At 53.6% G+C, this 17,148-nt stretch carries 21 protein-coding genes; 15 read left to right on the top strand and 6 right to left on the bottom strand.

Annotated features, from left to right (window positions below; genetic code table 11):
• Window positions 1–128 precede the first annotated feature (128 nt).
• The 3 genes from RCA23_RS03385 to RCA23_RS03395 all read right to left on the bottom strand — a co-directional run bounded on the left by RCA23_RS03385 (window position 129) and on the right by RCA23_RS03395 (window position 1,958).
• On the bottom strand, window positions 129–461 hold the full coding sequence (locus RCA23_RS03385; protein WP_044049112.1) for a DUF3768 domain-containing protein: 333 nt from the start codon (window positions 459–461) through the stop codon (window positions 129–131).
• Window positions 454–912: a hypothetical protein gene (locus RCA23_RS03390; protein WP_044049113.1), complete on the bottom strand. Its 459-nt coding sequence runs from the start codon at window positions 910–912 to the stop codon at window positions 454–456. Before RCA23_RS03390 ends, RCA23_RS03385 begins: the two co-directional genes overlap by 8 nt.
• A 419-nt stretch (window positions 913–1,331) precedes the next feature.
• On the bottom strand, window positions 1,332–1,958 hold the full coding sequence (locus tag RCA23_RS03395) for a hypothetical protein (protein ID WP_044049114.1): 627 nt from the start codon (window positions 1,956–1,958) through the stop codon (window positions 1,332–1,334).
• A gap of 151 nt (window positions 1,959–2,109) precedes the next feature.
• On the opposite strand from RCA23_RS03395, the gene RCA23_RS03400 reads away from it, so the two are divergent.
• The 4 genes from RCA23_RS03400 to RCA23_RS16955 all read left to right on the top strand — a co-directional run bounded on the left by RCA23_RS03400 (window position 2,110) and on the right by RCA23_RS16955 (window position 4,106).
• Window positions 2,110–2,436: a DUF6626 family protein gene (locus RCA23_RS03400; RefSeq protein WP_044049115.1), complete on the top strand. Its 327-nt coding sequence runs from the start codon at window positions 2,110–2,112 to the stop codon at window positions 2,434–2,436.
• A 123-nt stretch (window positions 2,437–2,559) separates the two neighbouring features.
• Window positions 2,560–2,934 (top strand): hypothetical protein, encoded by a 375-nt coding sequence (locus RCA23_RS03405; RefSeq protein WP_044049116.1) that lies wholly within the window; start codon window positions 2,560–2,562, stop codon window positions 2,932–2,934.
• A 441-nt stretch (window positions 2,935–3,375) separates the two neighbouring features.
• Window positions 3,376–3,894, top strand: coding sequence for a sterol desaturase family protein (locus tag RCA23_RS16615; protein ID WP_174422398.1), 519 nt, complete (start codon window positions 3,376–3,378; stop codon window positions 3,892–3,894).
• A complete protein-coding gene (locus RCA23_RS16955) occupies window positions 3,891–4,106 on the top strand; it encodes an SDR family NAD(P)-dependent oxidoreductase (RefSeq protein ID WP_430903303.1) in 216 nt (71 codons plus the stop codon). Before RCA23_RS16615 ends, RCA23_RS16955 begins: the two co-directional genes overlap by 4 nt.
• Here the strand turns inward: RCA23_RS16955 and RCA23_RS03420 are convergent.
• On the bottom strand, window positions 4,103–4,528 hold the full coding sequence (locus RCA23_RS03420) for an Lrp/AsnC family transcriptional regulator (protein WP_044049119.1): 426 nt from the start codon (window positions 4,526–4,528) through the stop codon (window positions 4,103–4,105). The genes RCA23_RS16955 and RCA23_RS03420 overlap by 4 nt on opposite strands.
• Before the next feature lie 113 nt (window positions 4,529–4,641).
• Here RCA23_RS03420 and RCA23_RS03425 point away from each other — a divergent pair, with 113 nt between their 5' ends.
• Genes RCA23_RS03425 through RCA23_RS03460 form a run of 8 tightly spaced genes read left to right on the top strand, consistent with a single transcriptional unit; the run spans window position 4,642 to window position 12,521 of the window.
• Window positions 4,642–5,814: a pyridoxal phosphate-dependent aminotransferase gene (locus RCA23_RS03425; protein WP_044049120.1), complete on the top strand. Its 1,173-nt coding sequence runs from the start codon at window positions 4,642–4,644 to the stop codon at window positions 5,812–5,814.
• 24 nt (window positions 5,815–5,838) lie between these two features.
• The gene (locus RCA23_RS03430) at window positions 5,839–6,585 is read left to right on the top strand and encodes an SDR family oxidoreductase (RefSeq protein ID WP_044049121.1); all 747 of its coding nucleotides are present in this window, start codon (window positions 5,839–5,841) and stop codon (window positions 6,583–6,585) included.
• A 12-nt stretch (window positions 6,586–6,597) separates the two neighbouring features.
• Complete coding sequence (locus RCA23_RS03435) at window positions 6,598–7,452, top strand: fumarylacetoacetate hydrolase family protein (protein WP_044049122.1); 855 nt, start codon at window positions 6,598–6,600, stop codon at window positions 7,450–7,452.
• A gap of 2 nt (window positions 7,453–7,454) precedes the next feature.
• Window positions 7,455–8,183 (top strand): SDR family NAD(P)-dependent oxidoreductase, encoded by a 729-nt coding sequence (locus RCA23_RS03440; RefSeq protein ID WP_044049123.1) that lies wholly within the window; start codon window positions 7,455–7,457, stop codon window positions 8,181–8,183.
• A 33-nt stretch (window positions 8,184–8,216) separates the two neighbouring features.
• Window positions 8,217–8,882, top strand: coding sequence for an RraA family protein (locus tag RCA23_RS03445; RefSeq protein ID WP_044049124.1), 666 nt, complete (start codon window positions 8,217–8,219; stop codon window positions 8,880–8,882).
• Window positions 8,883–8,920: 38 nt separating this feature from the next.
• Window positions 8,921–10,069, top strand: coding sequence for a fumarylacetoacetate hydrolase family protein (locus RCA23_RS03450; protein ID WP_044049125.1), 1,149 nt, complete (start codon window positions 8,921–8,923; stop codon window positions 10,067–10,069).
• A 12-nt stretch (window positions 10,070–10,081) separates the two neighbouring features.
• Window positions 10,082–11,587, top strand: coding sequence for an aldehyde dehydrogenase (NADP(+)) (locus RCA23_RS03455; protein ID WP_044049126.1), 1,506 nt, complete (start codon window positions 10,082–10,084; stop codon window positions 11,585–11,587).
• Window positions 11,588–11,615: 28 nt separating this feature from the next.
• Window positions 11,616–12,521 (top strand): dihydrodipicolinate synthase family protein, encoded by a 906-nt coding sequence (locus RCA23_RS03460; RefSeq protein WP_044049127.1) that lies wholly within the window; start codon window positions 11,616–11,618, stop codon window positions 12,519–12,521.
• Window positions 12,522–12,839: 318 nt separating this feature from the next.
• Here the strand turns inward: RCA23_RS03460 and RCA23_RS03465 are convergent, their stop codons facing one another.
• Both RCA23_RS03465 and RCA23_RS16960 read right to left on the bottom strand, forming a co-directional pair.
• Window positions 12,840–13,661 (bottom strand): substrate-binding domain-containing protein, encoded by an 822-nt coding sequence (locus RCA23_RS03465; RefSeq protein ID WP_044049128.1) that lies wholly within the window; start codon window positions 13,659–13,661, stop codon window positions 12,840–12,842.
• A gap of 20 nt (window positions 13,662–13,681) precedes the next feature.
• Complete coding sequence (locus RCA23_RS16960) at window positions 13,682–13,849, bottom strand: LacI family DNA-binding transcriptional regulator (RefSeq protein WP_081870876.1); 168 nt, start codon at window positions 13,847–13,849, stop codon at window positions 13,682–13,684.
• A 198-nt stretch (window positions 13,850–14,047) separates the two neighbouring features.
• On the opposite strand from RCA23_RS16960, the gene dctP reads away from it, so the two are divergent.
• The 3 genes from dctP (at window position 14,048) to RCA23_RS03480 (ending at window position 17,004) form a co-directional block, all read left to right on the top strand.
• Window positions 14,048–15,049 carry a TRAP transporter substrate-binding protein DctP gene (dctP, locus tag RCA23_RS03470; RefSeq protein WP_044049129.1) on the top strand — a complete coding sequence of 334 codons (1,002 nt, stop codon included), beginning with the start codon at window positions 14,048–14,050 and terminating at the stop codon, window positions 15,047–15,049.
• Window positions 15,050–15,130: 81 nt separating this feature from the next.
• Window positions 15,131–15,718, top strand: a complete 588-nt coding sequence (locus RCA23_RS03475; RefSeq protein ID WP_052377000.1) for a TRAP transporter small permease — start codon at window positions 15,131–15,133, stop codon at window positions 15,716–15,718.
• The gene (locus tag RCA23_RS03480) at window positions 15,712–17,004 is read left to right on the top strand and encodes a TRAP transporter large permease (protein WP_044049130.1); all 1,293 of its coding nucleotides are present in this window, start codon (window positions 15,712–15,714) and stop codon (window positions 17,002–17,004) included. Before RCA23_RS03475 ends, RCA23_RS03480 begins: the two co-directional genes overlap by 7 nt.
• Window positions 17,005–17,148 lie beyond the last annotated feature (144 nt).

Genomic DNA, 17,148 nt, shown 5'->3' on the forward strand with positions numbered 1-17,148 from the left:
CTGTGTTTCCAAGTGCAGTGTTAACACTGCATGTTCAAACACAGTGTTTGACCTGCAAATATCCAAGCGTTCTCACTTTGACGAGGGCAGTTTTGCTGTGTTTGTGTCGAGATGGTCTGCGTTTGGCTTCAATATTCCTCCGCTAACATAATAGTGAGTATGCGTGCTGTAACTGTTGGATCACTTGGATCTGGTGAATGCATGTGCAGGTCAATGTCGTAGTAATCGATCTTCCAAAAGATGGTGTTTTCCCCGAGTTGAATTGAACCGAAGTCATGCTCGAGGAAGGGGTCGTTGATGGGCGTTAAGTCGTTGTAGTTGCGTACCTCGTTCAGAATGTGGTCGACATCACACTTGCCCAGCTGGGCAACAGCTTGAGTGACGATCACACGATACTCCCCGAATGTCTGCCGTGCGTGATCATTAAGTGCTGCTATTTTAGCTGTGTTAGCGTCAGGCATGTGCTGCAGCTTTGGCAGTGCCTGGTTTGACTGCGGGTTTGCGCTCTGCCACTTGGATAATGGCTGTATCCAATTCCCCAGCCGCCGCTGCATTAAGCAAGGCATCAAGAACCCCAAGCACGTCAGCCAATGACTTCACAAACACGGCATTGTTGGTGCCATCAGCTGTGATCACGCGCGCCCCATAACGACACTGCACATACCAACCGCCATCTTGTTCAAAGAACCATGGACGAATGCGGCGATGCGTTTTGACCAGTACACGCTCTCCAATGTCATTGGTCATCCACTTGTGTCGTTCAACGAGATGATCTTGTTTCTTGAGTGTGGCGGCATGAACCAGCTTTTGTTCTTTAAGCCCTGCTAAGAGCTTGTCACGTCGCGCTGTAATGGGATCGCGCTTCACACTACGATCAACTGTTTTAAATGTAAGTTTTGTGAGATGTGTCATGTTCGCTCCTTGCTGTTTGTTTACAGCTAAAGCGTATGTTCACTTTGATGTTTGGGCTACCAGAAAGACAGTCAAGTATATGTATTTGTGTATTAATATTTTATTTTGTTTGATTGCGTATATACGTGCAGTGTTGATCATATGTGTTCGCGCTTAATGATTGGTGTATAAAAAGAAGCGCACGTACACCGACCCTACGCTCATAAAAAAAGCGTCTAACGGTTTGCTCCGCTGACGCTGTGTTTAGCTCTTCTCTGTCTGTTTGTTTGATCAAATTCGTTTGAGCTTTTGTTGAACTTCTGTGTTCTTTTGAACCTTCGTTAGTTCGAACAATTGCTCGTGAACAAGGATGTGCCAAGGTTATGAACCTACGACATTACATTGTTTAAACTGCTTAGGTGTTTGCTGCGCGAAGGGGCTTAGCCACGCTCCATCATCTGCAAATCACCGCTTGCCTCATATTGTGCCTTTTGTGCGTTTAATGCCTGTTGCGCTTGCCTAAGCCAGAGTGGGCTGGCTGCCCGTGTAATGCGATGTGCCTGTTGGTCATGATGATACTGTGCCATCGTATCAGCCGGTGTTCTGTCCCAACACAGTTCATCTAGCAGCGTGCCACTGCCCATGCGCCAGTATTCGCGTGTTACGTAACTGGCCGCTGCAGCACGGTCCTGCACTGGCATGATCCAGTTCTTCGCCAAAGACGCTGTTTGAGCATGGTGCTGCGCCCACACGGCATTGAGGACACAGCACATATGATCCACGTCAAGGATCGGGGCCTGCAGCGCAAAGTGAACGTGGAAGTTCTCGCTGTCTGAGCCTTCGTGTGCAAAGCACCAGCGTGGCACTCGCTTGTTCTGGCGTTCAGCAGCTTTGCCAAACATCAAACGGTCCATTTTGTTCCAGTAGCTGCGTAGGAGTTTATCAGCGCTGCTACGTCCAATGGTTCTGCCATTCACAAACTTGAGCGTGCCAAACACATTCCAGTCTTGTGCCAGCAGGTGCTCGATCAAAGCCTGTCGTTCTGGTTTGCGCTGTTCAAATGTCATCGTCCATCTCCTCGTGTATTTATCTACGAGACAAGAAAACCCGGCAGAAAAGGCTACGCACCGATGAACAGCGCGCCAAACGGCTCACAAACACCGCATCTTCGCTCAAGAGAGATAAATACCAGTGCAAGCAGCGCATTGGAGGACGCATATGAGCATAAGATTACTAGAACACCTACGAGACGAATTGATCGCCACTGGTATTGTGCAGAACACACCAGAGTTTTGTCGCAGCTGGCTTGGGCGCAGTGAGGGCTATATCCGTGTGCTGCGCTACAACCGCATTGATCCTAGTGTTGAGACACTGACAATCTGTTCCAACAAACTGGGGTATTATGCGGCGCGCTTAAATGGGTCAGATGCTGAGGAGCATAAGGCTTGGGCTGCAAAGCTGATCAACCTCAAAGCCCTATGTGACAGTGCCATTGCTAGGCAGGCGGAAGCTGTGTGGCGTGCACCCGAACGGATGGCAGTATGAGCATCTGTCCGAAATGGGTTTTACAGCCCCGAAAATCTGCGCTGCGGTTTTTTATAGGCCAGTACTTATCATTCCGAGGCGATCTTTTGCAGGCCCCAAGGATGTGGGGTAGGGGGTATGGTAATGGATGACCGTGAAGAGCTACGTCGTCTAATCGATGTTATTGAAAAGTCCTCGGGTAGCGGCAGCCTTGAGCAGGCAGTTGATGACATCAAAACCTTTGCCAACACCGCAAGCTTTCTAGCCAACAAACTGGACACGAAGCTTAAAAGTGGAAAAGTCAGCGCTAAGAGTAAACCCAAATCGCGCTTGGGAAAAGCAATAGCGTCAGTGCCCAAGCCTAATATACCAAAGTCACCAAAGTCACCAAGTTCGCCGCCCGATCCGTCTTCTACAAATACATCCGGCATGCCAACAGCGACCAGTATTGCTACGTCACAGGCTGACTTTGATCGTCTAAAACCTCAGAGTTCGCAACCACCCGTTGGAGCCAGTTGATCGCAGTGGTGTCTGTTGCCGTCTGTGCTGCGGCTTACGGGCTCGACCTTAATCGTGCCGCTAAGTGTGGCAGCTAACGCGGGTTGGTGGATTACACAGGGTTTTGGCGTGCAACTGCACGGTATGGGGTTAAACGAAGGTGTTTGATTTGCTCGTTGAACTTTATGTCGACAGGCATAGTTTAGATGGAATTAGTCCTGATTGTTTAATCTGAAATTGAATTAATTCAGCTAGGCACCTGCGTTGATATTTTAAAGATGACCCAAACCTTGCAGAAATTCGTTTCAATCAAGGCTCCAATCCAGAACCACTTCAATCATGAAAGACATCTAGAAAGCAGACAGACTTATAAGCAAAAACGCAGTGCCGCTCTCATTGAGTGGTTTCAAATCTACGCTTCATAGATTTGTGTGATCGTGGTACTTTGAGACCCGTTAGACTTTGTCTGGCAACACCTCCAGTTCACACCTAGGCTTGCTGAGTTACCATTCAATTCACCGTGGGATAGCTGGTCTGGATCTGGATCAAACCGCCAACTGCCTTGACGATTTTGACAAACCCGTGAGTCGCAAAAGGCATGGTACTTTTAAACCCTGCAGTTTTGCGCCCTGGATTTTTGCGGACCAGACTACCAATGGACAGGTCCTCAGCGTTTGCGATCTGGTAGCGCCCGTTCAATTCCGTTTCATGTTTTTGGGCTACTGGCTGGTGCTGGCGACCGCCACCAGTCATGCCGGCTTTGAAAACCTGGTGCTGGGAGACAAAGCGCACCTTAAGGTCGGGTCGTTCCACCACCAACTGCATCACCGGTATTTCGAATGTAACTACGGCAATGCCGAGATGCCGTGGGACAACTGGTTCGGCAGCTATCATGATGGAAGTCATGAAGCGACCGAACGCGTGCGGGAAACCAAGAAGCGTATGTATGCGAACATACAACGCGAAGGAAAAAATAATTGACACCGGGTCAAATGCTGGTGGATCGGCGCGCCTTTCCTCTACTGAAAGACAAAGTTGCTCTGGTCACCGGAGCTGGGTCCGGAATCGGGCGCGCAGGTGCGATCGCAATGGCACAGCACGGCGCAACAGTGATTGTAACTGAGGCTTTGTCTGACAACACCTTTGGCTTTGTCTGTGAACGCCGTCGCAGAGCACCCTGTGAACACCCTTAGAACTCTTTGGAGAGCGCTATTACCGTCTCGGTACGCTTGACACCATCGATTTTATAAATCTGCTCCAAAACGATATTTAGTTTTAGTTTTTTGATGGGCTTGATCAGAAGCAAGAAGTCGTGCTCTCCTACGACCCTTAAACAATTTGCTACCTCTGGCATGGTGGCAAATTCATGTACCGCTGCTTCTCCCTTGCTTCGGATTTCCATGGTGATCATTACAATTGCTCCTATGCCATCTGTTTCAAGCGTCGAAGGTTCCTTGATTGTGTAGCCAAGAATCTGCTGATCTTGCTCCAGTCTTGAAAGCCTTGCTTGCACTGCGGTGCGCGAACGGCCAACCTTCCTAGAAAGATTAGTGACAGGCAGACGCGAGTCCCTGCGCAGTGCTTCAAGTATTTGCTCGTCGATTTCATCTCGCATTGTTGTAAAAGTCCGCTCCAACTTACACGTTGCTTACGTTATAGGCACATTGCCTAATATTTCAATCGATTAAACAATAGACATGACAGGTCATTTTGGCTGACAGTTTTTCTATGGACAACACAACACTATTAAACTCGATATCTTACCGTGCGCGGGCCTTGGAGGCATCCAAGATCCGCGAGGTTGCAGAGCTTGGAATGAAGCAAGACGGCGTGTTACCACTCTGGTTCGGTGAAGGCGCCTGGCCGACCAATTCACTGATTGTGGACGCTGCAATTGCCGCGCTCAAGGCTGGCAATCATATGTACCAGCCGAACAATGGCGCGATGGCGCTGCGGCAAGCGATTTGTGCTTATAGCAACGAACTTCTGGGCAGCCGTCTGAAACCGGCTCAGGTCACAGTCACCCCTTCCGGAATGCAAGGCCTCATGCTGACGGCTGAATTTCTTGTGACTCCCGGCGACCGGGTTGTCACAGTTGAGCCGGGCTGGCCCAATATCATCGGTGCTTTCAAGGCGACCGGCGCAGAGATTGCGAGCGTGGCAATTGCGCCGAAGGGCGGTCATTGGGCGCTCGACGTGGAAGAGCTGATCGCGGCGCTGACACCGGGCACCAAAGCGGTGGTGATTAACTCGCCCAACAACCCCACCGGCTGGACCATGCCGACCGAGGAGCAGCGTCTGGTGCTGGAGCATTGCCGCCGGCACGGCATCTGGATCGTTGCCGATGACGTCTATTCCCGGCTCTACCGCCATGGGCGTCACGCACCCTCATTCCTGTCGATGGCAGAGCCTGAGGATTTGCTGGTCTCCGTCAATTCGTTTTCAAAATGCTGGTCGATGACCGGATGGCGGCTTGGCTGGATTACGGCGCCAGCCGCGTTCGAGGCGAAGCTGGGTCAGCTGACCGAGTTCAACACCTCCTGCACAGCCGGTTTTGTCCAGGAAGCGGGTATTGCCGCCCTGCGCGACGGCGAAGCGGAAATTACCAGCCTGCTGAGCAAGATCCAGGCAGGGTATGAAATGACTGCTGAGCGCCTCAGCGCCTTCTCGCGGGTGGAATTCATTGAGCCTGATGGTGCCTTCTATTGCTTCTTTCGGGTTGAGGGGTTGACCGATAGCTTCGCCGCGGCAGGTGAAATCCTTGAGCAAACCAAAGTCGGGCTGGCGCCCGGGGTGGCGTTCGGCCCCCAGGGGGAAGGTTATCTGCGGCTCTGCTACGCGCAACCTGCCGATGTTCTCGAAGAAGCCTTCGTGCGGCTCGAACCATTTCTTTCAAAGTGACGTCTAGAAACTGGGATCAATATCATGACATATGAATTTAGCCTTGAGGGCAAGACCACCTTGATAACCGCCGCCGGGCAGGGCATCGGGCGCGCCAGCGCTGAGGCTTTCGCCAAGGCCGGTGCCTCGGTCATTGCCACCGACATCAATGAAACTGCTCTGGCCGAGCTTGAAGGGCTTGACGGCATTACAGCATGGAAACTGGATGCCACCAATCCAGAAGACATTAAGCGAGTATTGGCAGAAGCTGGTAGGCTGGACGTGTTGTTCAACTGCGCTGGATTTGTCCATGCGGGCAATATCCTGGAAAGCACCGAGGAAGACTGGGACTTTGCCTTCGACCTGAATGCCAAGGCCATGTACCGCCTGTGTAAAGCAGTTCTGCCGGGCATGCTTGAACAAGGCAAGGGTTCGATCATTAACATGTCCTCGGTGGCATCTTCATTGAAGGGCGTGCCAAATCGTTTTGTCTATTGCGCGTCCAAGGCGGCGGTTATCGGCATGACCAAAGCGATCGCTGCTGACTACGTAACCCAAGGCATCCGATGCAATGCAATTTGCCCTGGTACCGTGGATAGCCCGTCGTTGCATGACAGGTTGCGCGCAACTGGCGACTATGAGGTAGCGCACGAGCAATTCATTGCGCGCCAGCCCATGGGACGCGTTGGCGCAGCAGACGAAATTGCAGCGCTTGCAGTTTACCTAGCCTCGGATGCCAGCGGATTTACCACGGGCCAAGCCCATATCATCGACGGCGGCTGGGCCCTCTAAACGGAGACTATCATGAAACTTTTACGTTACGGCCCGAAAGGGCAGGAAAAACCCGGTATCGTTGACGCCGAAGGCGTTGTGCGCGATCTGTCCGGCTTGGTGTATGACATTGCTGGTGACGTTCTGACGGATCAAGGCCTGGCCGGCATTGCCGAAGCTGACCTGTCGTCGCTGCCTGCCGTTGAAGTCGACCGATATGGTCCATGCGTCGGCGGTGTGGGCAAGTTCGTCTGTATTGGACTCAACTACTCAGACCATGCCGAGGAGAGCGGGCTGGAGGTGCCGCCGGAGCCGGTGATCTTTGCCAAGGCGACCTCGGCAATTTGCGGTCCCAACGACGCGGTTGAAATCCCCCTTGGCTCGAAGGCCACCGACTGGGAAGTTGAACTGGGAGTGGTGATCGGCAAAGAGGCAAAATACATCGATGAGGCAGACGCTCTCGACCATGTTGCGGGCTACTGCGTGATCAACGACATTTCCGAACGTGATTTCCAGAACAAGCGCGCGGGTCAATGGACTAAGGGCAAATCAGCCGACACCTTCGGGCCCATCGGACCGTGGTTGGTTACCCGCGACGAAGTGCCGGACCCGCAGAATCTATCAATGTATCTGGACGTGAACGGAAAGCGCCGACAGGACGGCAGCACCAACACTATGGTGTTTGGCGTGGCTCACCTCGTCTCCTACCTTTCGCAATTCATGAGCCTTCAGCCAGGCGACATTATCTCCACTGGCACCCCTCCTGGTGTCGGCATGGGGATCAAACCCGAACCCGTTTATCTCAAGGTTGGCGACAATATGGAGCTCGGCATCGAAGGTCTGGGCGTGCAGCACCAGAACGTCATGGCAGCAATCAAAGGGGCATAGCGATGGAAAACCAGATCGCGGTGGTCACCGGTGGCGCGCAGGGAATTGGTTTGGCTGTGGCCCGGCTGCTGATCCAAAAAGGTGTGCTTGTTGCCAGCTGGGATATAGATCCAGGCAACAAGGACGCCATGGCTGACCTCGGCAGCAATGCAATGGCAGTTGACTGCAAAATCAATGATTTGGCGACAGTGGAAGCCGCCTATGCGCGCACCTGTGAGGCATTCGGTGTTCCTTCTATTCTAATCAACAGTGCGGGAATTTCCGGGCCGAATGCGCACCTGGATGCTTATGACCCTGAGGCTTGGAAACAAGTCATTGATGTCAATCTCAACGGCACTTTCTATGTGAACCGGGTCTGCGTTCCAGGTATGAAAGAGCAGGGTTATGGTCGCATTCTGAATGTGGCCTCCGTTGCGGGCAAGGAGGGCAATCCCAATGCCTCTGCATATTCAGCTTCCAAAGCGGCGGTAATTGGTCTGACCAAGTCTTTGGGAAAGGAGTTGGCTGGATACGACATCGCGGTCAATTGCGTAACACCCGCCGCCGCCCGGACCCGGATTTTCGATCAAATGACCCAAGAGCATATCGATTACATGCTTTCCAAAATTCCCCGTGGTCGGTTTCTGAAAGTTGAAGAGGCCGCGGAGATGATGGTTTGGGCGGTATCACCTGAAAACTCGTTCACCACGGGCGCTGTGTTCGATTTGTCAGGCGGCCGGTCCACCTACTAACTCTTGTAAATTAAGTCACTTGGAGGAAAACCCATGACAGATAATGACAAAAAAGCCGCTCTCACCGAACGCCTTGCAAAATGCTACAGCGGAGCAGTTTATGACGCCCTGCGCGAGAGAGGGATCGACAATACTGTTCTGCCCAAAGACATCCGGCCGATTGACGATACTCATGTTCTTGCTGGTCCCGTTTTCACAATTTCAGGAACACCAAAACCTGGGATTAGTGCTGATGATGCTCTGCTGGCTTGGACGGGTTTCCTTTCAACAGCGCCGTCTGGCCATGTCGTAGTTTGCAATGGCCACACCGACGACATCGCGATGATGGGGGAACTGTCTGCCGAGACGCTCCAGATGCGCGGTGTGCGCGGATATGTGACCAATGGCGGGTGTCGGGACAGCAATTTCATTCGTAACATCGGTTTCCCCGTTTTCCATCGCTTCTACACCGCCCGCGATGTGGTGGGCGCATGGTCGGTCGACAAAATGGAAGTCCCTGTGCAGATCGGTGACGTTGTCGTTAAGCCCGGGGATTTTCTGATTGCCGACATTGATGGGGCCATCCTTATCCCAGGTGAAATCGCTGAAGAGATCGTGGCTGAGGTAGAGGAAGTGATGAACACCGAGAACAAGGTCCGCTCGGCTATCCGTAGCGGGACGGATCCGAAGGAAGCCTACTTGACCTACGGGCGCTTCTGAGCGGTCAAACTGGCGTAACGGAACTTGGAGATACGAATATGCATATCGGTTTGCCTGACCAGGGCTGTTTTGTTCTGCGGGTCTGGAATCCAGCGGTTTCAGGGCCTTCGGTTTGCTACTTGCGCGACGGATGCATTGTCGATGTGACCTCGCGTGAAGTGGCAACAGTACGCGACCTGCTTGAGCAGGACGATCCGGCGGGCTGGATCAAGTCTGCCTCAGGCGAAGCAATTTGCACGCTGGGCGAGCTCGAGGAGAATTCCGTCGAACGGCCTGATCCTAAATTACCCTATTTTCTGGCGCCCTGCGATCTGCAGCCAGTTAAAGCATGTGGCGTGACCTTTGTATCCTCAATGTTGGAGCGGGTGATTGAAGAGCAGGCACTCGGTGATCCTACCAAGGCCAAGGCGATCCGCGGGCGCTGCGAGACTATTTTAGGCGATAGCCTGACCGGGATTGTTCCCGGGTCAGACCAGGCAATTGAGTTGAAGAACGCGCTTCTCGCCGAGGAAGCCTGGTCGCAATACCTCGAAGTCGGAATTGGCCCGGATGCGGAAGTTTTCTCCAAGGCTCAAGCGCTGTCTTCGGTTGGCTGGGGTGCAAGCGTTGGCCTGCATCCAATGTCGCGCTGGAATAATCCGGAACCAGAAGTGGTTCTGGCGGTAAACAGCCGGGGCGAGGTCAAGGGGGCCACACTCGGAAACGACGTGAACCTTCGCGATGTCGAAGGCCGTTCGGCGCTGCTGCTTGGAAAGGCAAAAGACAACAATGCCGCCAGCTCGGTAGGACCTGCCATTCGCCTCTTTGATGGAACCTATTCGATCGCGGATGTGCGTAAAGCGGAACTTGATTTGCGGGTTACCGGGGAGGATGGCTTTGTGATGGACGGTCACAGCACAATGGCCGAGATCAGCCGCGACCCGCTGGACCTGGTCGGGCAGGCTTATGGTACGCACCATCAGTATCCCGATGGGTTCATGCTGATGATGGGAACCCTTTTCGCTCCAACCGAGGACCGTGATCACCCCGGGGGTGGTTTCACGCACAAAATGGGTGATATCGTGACCATTTCAAACTCTGATCTGGGTGCTCTGGTCAATACCGTGCGCCTTTCGACCGAATGCCCGCCCTGGGACTTCGCAGCTTCGCATCTGATGCGCAATCTGGCCCGCCGTGGCCTGCTCTGAACGGAGACACTCATGCTGAACGGAAAACATCTAATTGCCGGCGAATGGCTCGACAGCGACAGCACCTTTTCTTCACAGCCTGCACATGGTCCGGCTCATAATTTTACCGCGGGAACCGCGAAACTCGTGCAGCGCGCCTGTGAAGCGGCTGAAGACTCGTTCTGGTCCTACGGTTATTCCAGTCGGGAAACACGTGCGGCCTTCCTGAACCGGATCGCCGACGAGATCGAAGCGTTTGGCGACCAAATCACTGAGATTGGCTGTCAGGAAACCGGTCTGCCCGAAGCGCGGTTGATCGGAGAACGCGGTCGGACTGTCGGCCAGCTGCGCTTGTTCGCGGAGCATGTTCTGAAAGGCGATTATCTGGACCGTCGCCATGACAGCGCCTTGCCTGACCGGCAGCCACTGCCGCGGCCTGAGCTGTATATGGTTCAGCGGCCCATCGGCCCGGTTGCGATCTTTGGTGCTTCGAATTTTCCACTTGCCTTCTCGACCGCAGGGGGTGACACAGCAGCAGCATTGGCCGCAGGCTGCCCTGTAGTGGTCAAAGGCCACTCAGCGCACCCGGGAACGGGGGAGCTGGTGGCTCAAGCAATCGAGAAGGCCGTGAAGGCGATGGATCTGCACCCTGGCGTGTTCAACCTGATCCAAGGAGGCAAGCGGGACGTAGGAGCCGCGCTGGTTCAGCATCCATTGGTTAGGGCGGTTGGCTTTACCGGTTCGCTGGGCGGCGGGCGGGCACTGTTCGATCTGTGCGCATCCCGCGAAGAGCCTATCCCGTTCTTTGGCGAACTTGGCTCAGTCAATCCGATGTTCCTGCTGCCACATTCTCTCTCTTCCCGTGCTGAGGCAATGGGCGAGGGCTGGTCCAGCTCCTTGACTATGGGAGCCGGACAGTTCTGCACCAATCCGGGTATTGCCGTCGTGCAGTCGGGTGCAGATGCCGAGCGTTTTGTCGCGGCAGCTACCAAGGCATTGGAGCAGGTTGGCGCGCAGACAATGCTGACTGACGGGATCGCCGCAGCCTATCGCGATGGGCGCGACCGGATCCGCGCCAATTCCAGCGTGCAGGAAATCCTCACCACCACCTGCGACCTGCGCAATGCAACGCCGTACCTTTTCCGCGTCACTGCGCGTGAGTGGTTGGCAAATGATGTGTTGGCCGAGGAAGTCTTCGGTCCGCTGGGCCTGGTTGTCGAAGCAGAAGATGCGGCCGAAATGACCGCTGTCGCGAAGGGACTTAAAGGGCAGCTGACCTGCACCGTCCATATGAATGAAGACGACACCGCCCAGGCGCAGGCCTTGATGCCAATCCTTGAGCGCAAGGCGGGGCGAGTTTTGGTCAACGGCTTTCCGACCGGCGTCGAAGTATCTGACACGATGGTCCATGGCGGCCCCTATCCGGCCTCGACAAATTTTGGTGCGACCTCGGTGGGCACTCTGTCGATCCGACGTTTCCTTCGGCCTGTGTGCTTCCAAAACATGCCAGAGGCACTGCTGCCTCAAGATCTGAAATGAACGTCCAAGGTGAATAATAGTGGTTAAAATGTACAAAGGCATCTGGCCGGTTGCCCCGACCCCTTTTCATGACGATGGAACACTTGACCTCGAGGGTATGAAGCGTGTGCTCGACTTCATGATCGATGCGGGTGTCGATGGCATCTGCATCCTTGCGAATTACTCCGAGCAGTTTGTGCTGTCTGATGAAGAGCGCGAGGTGCTGACCCGATTGTCGCTGGAACATGTGGCGAACCGGGTGCCGGTGATCGTGACAGTCAGCCACTTCGCAACCCAGATTGCCTTGGAGCGCACGCGTCTCGCGAAATCGCTTGGCGCCAGCATGGTGATGCTGATGCCCCCCTATCACGGGGCAACACTGCGGGGGACGCCGGAGCAAATTTTTGAGCAGTTTAAAGCGGTCGGCGAGGTGGGCATCCCGATCATGGTGCAGGATGCGCCGATGGCCGGCAATGATCTGACTGTGCCGCTTCTGGTCAGGATCGCCCGCGAAATCGAGATGGTGAAGCTCTTTAAGATCGAGTGCATTCCGGCAACCGGTAAACTGCGCGAGCTTATTGCTGTAGGCGGTGAGGCGATCCAAGGCCCCTTCGACGGTGAAGAAGGTATCACTTTGATGGCAGACTTGGATGCAGGGGCTACTGGCACCATGACCTCTGCCACAATTCCCGACAAGATCAAGCCCATCCTGGCTTTGCACGCCCAAGGCAACCGCGAAGGTGCTTCTGAGGTCTACCGTCAGGTGCTGCCGGTGATCAACTTTGAAAACCGCCAGTGCCTTTGGCGCGCCTCAAAGACCGCGATGATGGAGGGGGGGGTGATCAATTCTGACTACTGCCGCCACCCGATTGCACCTTTGCATCCCGAGACCCGTGCGGGGCTCTTGGATGTTCTTCGGCCGATTGATCCGCTCGTCCTGTCCTGGGGCAAGTGAAGTAAGACTGGGCGGTTGCATCGTTCGACCAAGAACATAGCACGCAACTGCCCCGCTCGATCATCTCGGCATGATGAGAACAGCTCTTGGATTGGTGACTTGCGAGAAGAGCCTGTGATTATCGCGTTCGCGACATAGGCTGCTCCCACTTTCTTATCAACCTATCGAAACCGCATACGATATCTGAGGGAAGTATCGTGTCGCGTTTGATCGCATTCACCCGCCCGATACGCAGGTATTGGGCACGCTTCCGCCCGTGCCATGGCGGTCGAACGCTCAGCACTTGGTCGAAATCAATCCGATAGAACGCGACATACTTTAACGATGTGAGCTAACGCTATCAGTCAGGATCAATTCTGTCGGGACGAGAGTGAGTTTAGTTGGCGCTGTCGGATCCGAGATACGGCTTAGCAGATGTTGAATGACAACTCTCCCCATCTCTTGCAGATCAATGCTTGTCGTACTCAGCGGCGGATTGGTGTGTTGCAACTCATCGATCCCCTCGTTCGCGATCAACGAGAAATCTTCTCCGATTTTTTTTCCCAACCTCTGCAAACCGGCTTTCAGTCCAAGGGTGACGATAGCATTATATCCGATGGCAGCAGTCGGCGGATCTTCGACATCCAGAATTCTCGCCGCTGCTTCGTATCCCTGAGCACGAACAGGGCGGCATTCGAAAACAAGCGCACGATCAAACTCTTGACCCGCTTCGTCAAATGCTTGCCTGATGCCTTTCATGCGACGGTTAAATGGGGAAATATTGACTGTGCCGCCAACAGCGGCAATGCGTCTGTGACCAAGGTTAAGCAGATGTTTTGCCGCCGTGTAACCCGCAAGTGTCTCATCAACCACGACTGAATCGATGGGATAGCCACTGATCTCTCGCGAGACACACACTATTGGGGGGCTGAATTTCTTCATCTCTTCCAGGTCGGTCGCCTGAGTTCCCATCGCTGGAACCAGGACGATGCCATCTGCATTGTACTCAGACATTTTCCTGATAAATTCGGATTGTCTCTCCACCTTTTCATCCGTATTGCACAGGAAGACCGTTTTCCCTTCTTTGGCAAGTTCACCTTCAATCGATCCCAGAAGCTCGCTGAAGGACGGGTCGGACACGTTATTAAGCACGATACCCACCGTGTCGGTCTTTGACTTCCTCAACCCTGCCCCGGAACGCTGATAGACATAGCCTGTTCGCGCAGTGCTTCTTTGACCCTGGCACGCGTCTGGTCTGATATTCGGCTGTTTTCCTTCATCGCTAAAGAGACAGTTGCAGTGGAAAGTCCTAACTGTTTTGCGATTTGACTAAGGGACGGCTTCTGCATTCTTGCTATTTTACCTATGGTTATGATTGCCTAGGGTAGTAATTTCCAACGCTTTTTAATGTAAGCCGCCTCATGAAGAATTCAAGTTAATCGATTTAATTTGATTTGTAGAAGTTAATCGATTAACTTGTAGTGACACCGACGGAACGCAGTTTACGCATTCCGGAGCGCAAGCGCAGTTTTAACAGGAGGAAAACTATGAAACTCAAAAAATATGCATTCGGTATAGTCTCGGGTCTGGCGTTGTCAGGGCTCCTTGCAACAACAGCCCTTGCCGACACGGTCAGGCTGAAATTGGCTGGGACCTATCCAGTCAACCACTTTGGCCACGGGATTGTCGAAAACATGATCAAAGAGATTGAAGACGCAGACGTAGGCGTGAAAATCTCCTATTTCCCGGCCTCACAGTTGGGGTCCGGCGAAGAGCTGATCGAAGATGCAATTCGCGGCAATATCGACCTTGTACAAGCGTTCATCTACGCTCAGGCCGATCCTCGGCTGGAACTCATGAACCTGCCAGGGTTGGTGACAACTTTTGACGAGTTGAAAGCGGTCTATGGAGACCCGGAGTCCAAGCTGAATACGATTCTGGGCGGGATCATGGACGACCTGGGGCTGGTCTATCTTGCCAATACTGGCGAAGGGTTGGTCGGTATTGTAGCGAACGAAAAACCTACCGATTATGCCGGTTTCGGTGATAAGGGCATGAACATCCGCGTCTGGAGTTCAGAGGTCGCCAAAAAGACCACCGAAAGCCTCGGGTACCGGACGACAACGATGAACTGGGCGGAGGTTCTGCCAGCGCTCCAATCTGGCGTCATCGACGGAGCGATCTGCTGTACGCCGGAATGGGCCTATTCGACCTTCGCGGCCGCCGGAGTTGGGAAATACTTTATTCCCGTGAACACGGCTATCGAAGCGTCATCATTCTATGCCAGTGGCAAGTCCTGGGAGAAGCTGAACCAGGAACAGCGTGACGTTATCCGGGCCGCCGCCGAGAGAGCCGCCAGCGTTGCGATCAACACAGCCTGGGAGCGCAATGAAGGCTTCGTCGAGCAGTTGAAAGAAGCCGGCTGGGAAATCCTTGAGTACAGCCCTGAAGAGCGCGCTGCGATGGTCGCCCACATCCAGGAAAACGTTTGGCCGGAACTGGCTGACGTGGTTGGGCAGGACCTTATCGACGAACTGACGGCCAATTAACCAAGATTTTCTTAGGTTGCTCATAAATTGGGGATGCCGTGATTGTCTGGCATCCCCCTCTTAACGGGGAGTGAACTTTAAATGGTACTATTTGAAGATGCATTGCCACCCGGTCTGAGCCGGTTCGTTCGGCTGATGGTTCGGATCAAGTCGGTCCTGGTGAGCGTCGCTCTCCCGATACTGCCGATCACATTCTTTTTCGTAGTGCTGTTTCGCTATGTTCTGGAACGCGATCTTTTTGCCTACGAAGAATGGCTCATGCCAATCTGCTTCTGGATCTTCTTCCTGGGCAGTGCGCTTGGCACTTATTACGACAAACAGATCAACGCCGATCTTCTTGATACAGTCACCGAAAATTCAACACTGCTGTGGCTTCGCAAGCTCGTGATCCAGATCATCGAGTTGTCGATAACGCTGGTACTTGTTTACTGGGCTTGGCTGATGATTGCGGATGAGATCGCGGCATATCCTGGATGGAAAACCACCATCGCCCTGAAGATTCCGTTTATTGTTCCACGCTTTGGAATTTTCGTGGGGTTCGTGTTTATGACGTTCTACAGCGCCTTGTCGATCTTCCTGATGCTGCGCGTGGGCCCCGAACGATATGCCGAGGCCATGGCGAAAGCGCGACAGGCGGAGCCTGATGAGCAGGAGATTGTGACATGGTAATCCTCATCGCCATAATCCTTATCTGCGTCCTGCTGGCAATCGGCGTCTCGGTTCCATTGGCCTTTGGCGGTGTGTTGATCGTTCTGGCCTATACCGGAGGGTACGATGTCTCTGGGTTCTTCGCGACGGGCCACTGGAAGATGAATTCAGTTATCCTGCTGGCCATTCCTCTTTTCATCATGGCTGGCGATATTATGCAGCGGGGCAAAATTGCAAAGCCGATTGTCGAGATTGCAGAGCTTATGTTCGGCCATCTCCGCGGCGGGCTAAGTGCTGCCTCGGTCGTGGCCAGTGCGATGTTCGGCGCAATCTCGGGCAGCGGTGCCGCCACACTGACCTGCATCGGCTCGATCATCATGCCGCATCTGCGCAAGGCACGGTATCCCGCAGGCATTTCCGGCGCATTGGTGATCAGTGCGAGTCCTCTAGGCCTATTGATTCCGCCAAGCGGAGCACAGTTGCTCTATGCTTGGGTCGGTCAGTTGAACGTTCTTGAGTGTTTCCTCGCAACGGTCGTACCAGGACTGATCCTTATGACCCTGTTGATCATCGTGAATTTCGTGATCCTTCGGAAGGATACCGAGATTCTGGTTACCGAAGTTCCGGACCGTTTCTTCCGTGCACTTGCTGGTAAGACAGCCATCGCAACACCGGCGATCCTGATGCCACTGATCATTCTGGGCGGCATTTATGGTGGCATCATGACGCCCACCGAAGCCGCTGGCGTCGCCGTAATTTATGCCATTCCGGTGGGCTTCTTCGTCTACCGCGGCCTGACACTCAAAACTTTCTATGAAAGTATGAAACATTCGGCGATTATGGTCGGCGTGGTCATGGTCATGATCTTCACAGTCTTAATCGCCAGTCGCTTCCTGATTTTCGAAGATATTCCCAGCCTCGCCGAGGATCTGATCTATTCCATTTCAGATAACCCAATAATGATTTTCCTGATGCTCAATCTGGTCATGCTTTTGATTGGTATGCTGATGGACGATATCAGTGGAATCATCCTGAGCGCATCGCTTCTGTTGCCCATCGCCGTGGGGGCTGGAATGGATCCAATCCACTTTGCCGCAGTTCTTGGTGTTAATCTTGGCATGGGCAACATCACGCCGCCAACGGCACCGCTTCTGTATCTCGGATCGCAAGTGACAGGCGTGCCGGTTCGAAAACTGATCTGGCCGACACTGATTTTCATCGTGTTTGCTTGGCTGCCAACTTTGCTGATCACCACATTTATCCCTGGAATCGCTCTTTGGTTGCCGAACATGTTCTTCGGCTCCTAGCGCCGCCAAAACACCAGCCAGAATAGAAAGAAGTTGGTATGCAAAACTCTGTTCCTGCAAACTGGGCGACGGTCGTCGTTGCTGAAATTCTAGCACCGGAAGCCAAAGTTGAAATCGTCGCCTACGCGCATATCACGGACAAGC

This window comes from Planktomarina temperata RCA23, from assembly GCF_000738435.1.
Taxonomy (GTDB): domain Bacteria; phylum Pseudomonadota; class Alphaproteobacteria; order Rhodobacterales; family Rhodobacteraceae; genus Planktomarina; species Planktomarina temperata.

Coding starts and splice junctions, on each gene's coding strand:
- RCA23_RS03385 (WP_044049112.1), bottom strand. CDS start 461: ATGCCTGACGCTAACACAGCTAAAATAGCAGCACTTAATGATCACGCA.
- RCA23_RS03390 (WP_044049113.1), bottom strand. CDS start 912: ATGACACATCTCACAAAACTTACATTTAAAACAGTTGATCGTAGTGTG.
- RCA23_RS03395 (WP_044049114.1), bottom strand. CDS start 1,958: ATGACATTTGAACAGCGCAAACCAGAACGACAGGCTTTGATCGAGCAC.
- RCA23_RS03400 (WP_044049115.1), top strand. CDS start 2,110: ATGAGCATAAGATTACTAGAACACCTACGAGACGAATTGATCGCCACT.
- RCA23_RS03405 (WP_044049116.1), top strand. CDS start 2,560: ATGGATGACCGTGAAGAGCTACGTCGTCTAATCGATGTTATTGAAAAG.
- RCA23_RS03420 (WP_044049119.1), bottom strand. CDS start 4,528: ATGCGAGATGAAATCGACGAGCAAATACTTGAAGCACTGCGCAGGGAC.
- RCA23_RS03425 (WP_044049120.1), top strand. CDS start 4,642: ATGGACAACACAACACTATTAAACTCGATATCTTACCGTGCGCGGGCC.
- RCA23_RS03430 (WP_044049121.1), top strand. CDS start 5,839: ATGACATATGAATTTAGCCTTGAGGGCAAGACCACCTTGATAACCGCC.
- RCA23_RS03435 (WP_044049122.1), top strand. CDS start 6,598: ATGAAACTTTTACGTTACGGCCCGAAAGGGCAGGAAAAACCCGGTATC.
- RCA23_RS03440 (WP_044049123.1), top strand. CDS start 7,455: ATGGAAAACCAGATCGCGGTGGTCACCGGTGGCGCGCAGGGAATTGGT.
- RCA23_RS03445 (WP_044049124.1), top strand. CDS start 8,217: ATGACAGATAATGACAAAAAAGCCGCTCTCACCGAACGCCTTGCAAAA.
- RCA23_RS03450 (WP_044049125.1), top strand. CDS start 8,921: ATGCATATCGGTTTGCCTGACCAGGGCTGTTTTGTTCTGCGGGTCTGG.
- RCA23_RS03455 (WP_044049126.1), top strand. CDS start 10,082: ATGCTGAACGGAAAACATCTAATTGCCGGCGAATGGCTCGACAGCGAC.
- RCA23_RS03460 (WP_044049127.1), top strand. CDS start 11,616: ATGTACAAAGGCATCTGGCCGGTTGCCCCGACCCCTTTTCATGACGAT.
- RCA23_RS16960 (WP_081870876.1), bottom strand. CDS start 13,849: ATGCAGAAGCCGTCCCTTAGTCAAATCGCAAAACAGTTAGGACTTTCC.
- dctP (WP_044049129.1), top strand. CDS start 14,048: ATGAAACTCAAAAAATATGCATTCGGTATAGTCTCGGGTCTGGCGTTG.
- RCA23_RS03475 (WP_052377000.1), top strand. CDS start 15,131: ATGGTACTATTTGAAGATGCATTGCCACCCGGTCTGAGCCGGTTCGTT.
- RCA23_RS03480 (WP_044049130.1), top strand. CDS start 15,712: ATGGTAATCCTCATCGCCATAATCCTTATCTGCGTCCTGCTGGCAATC.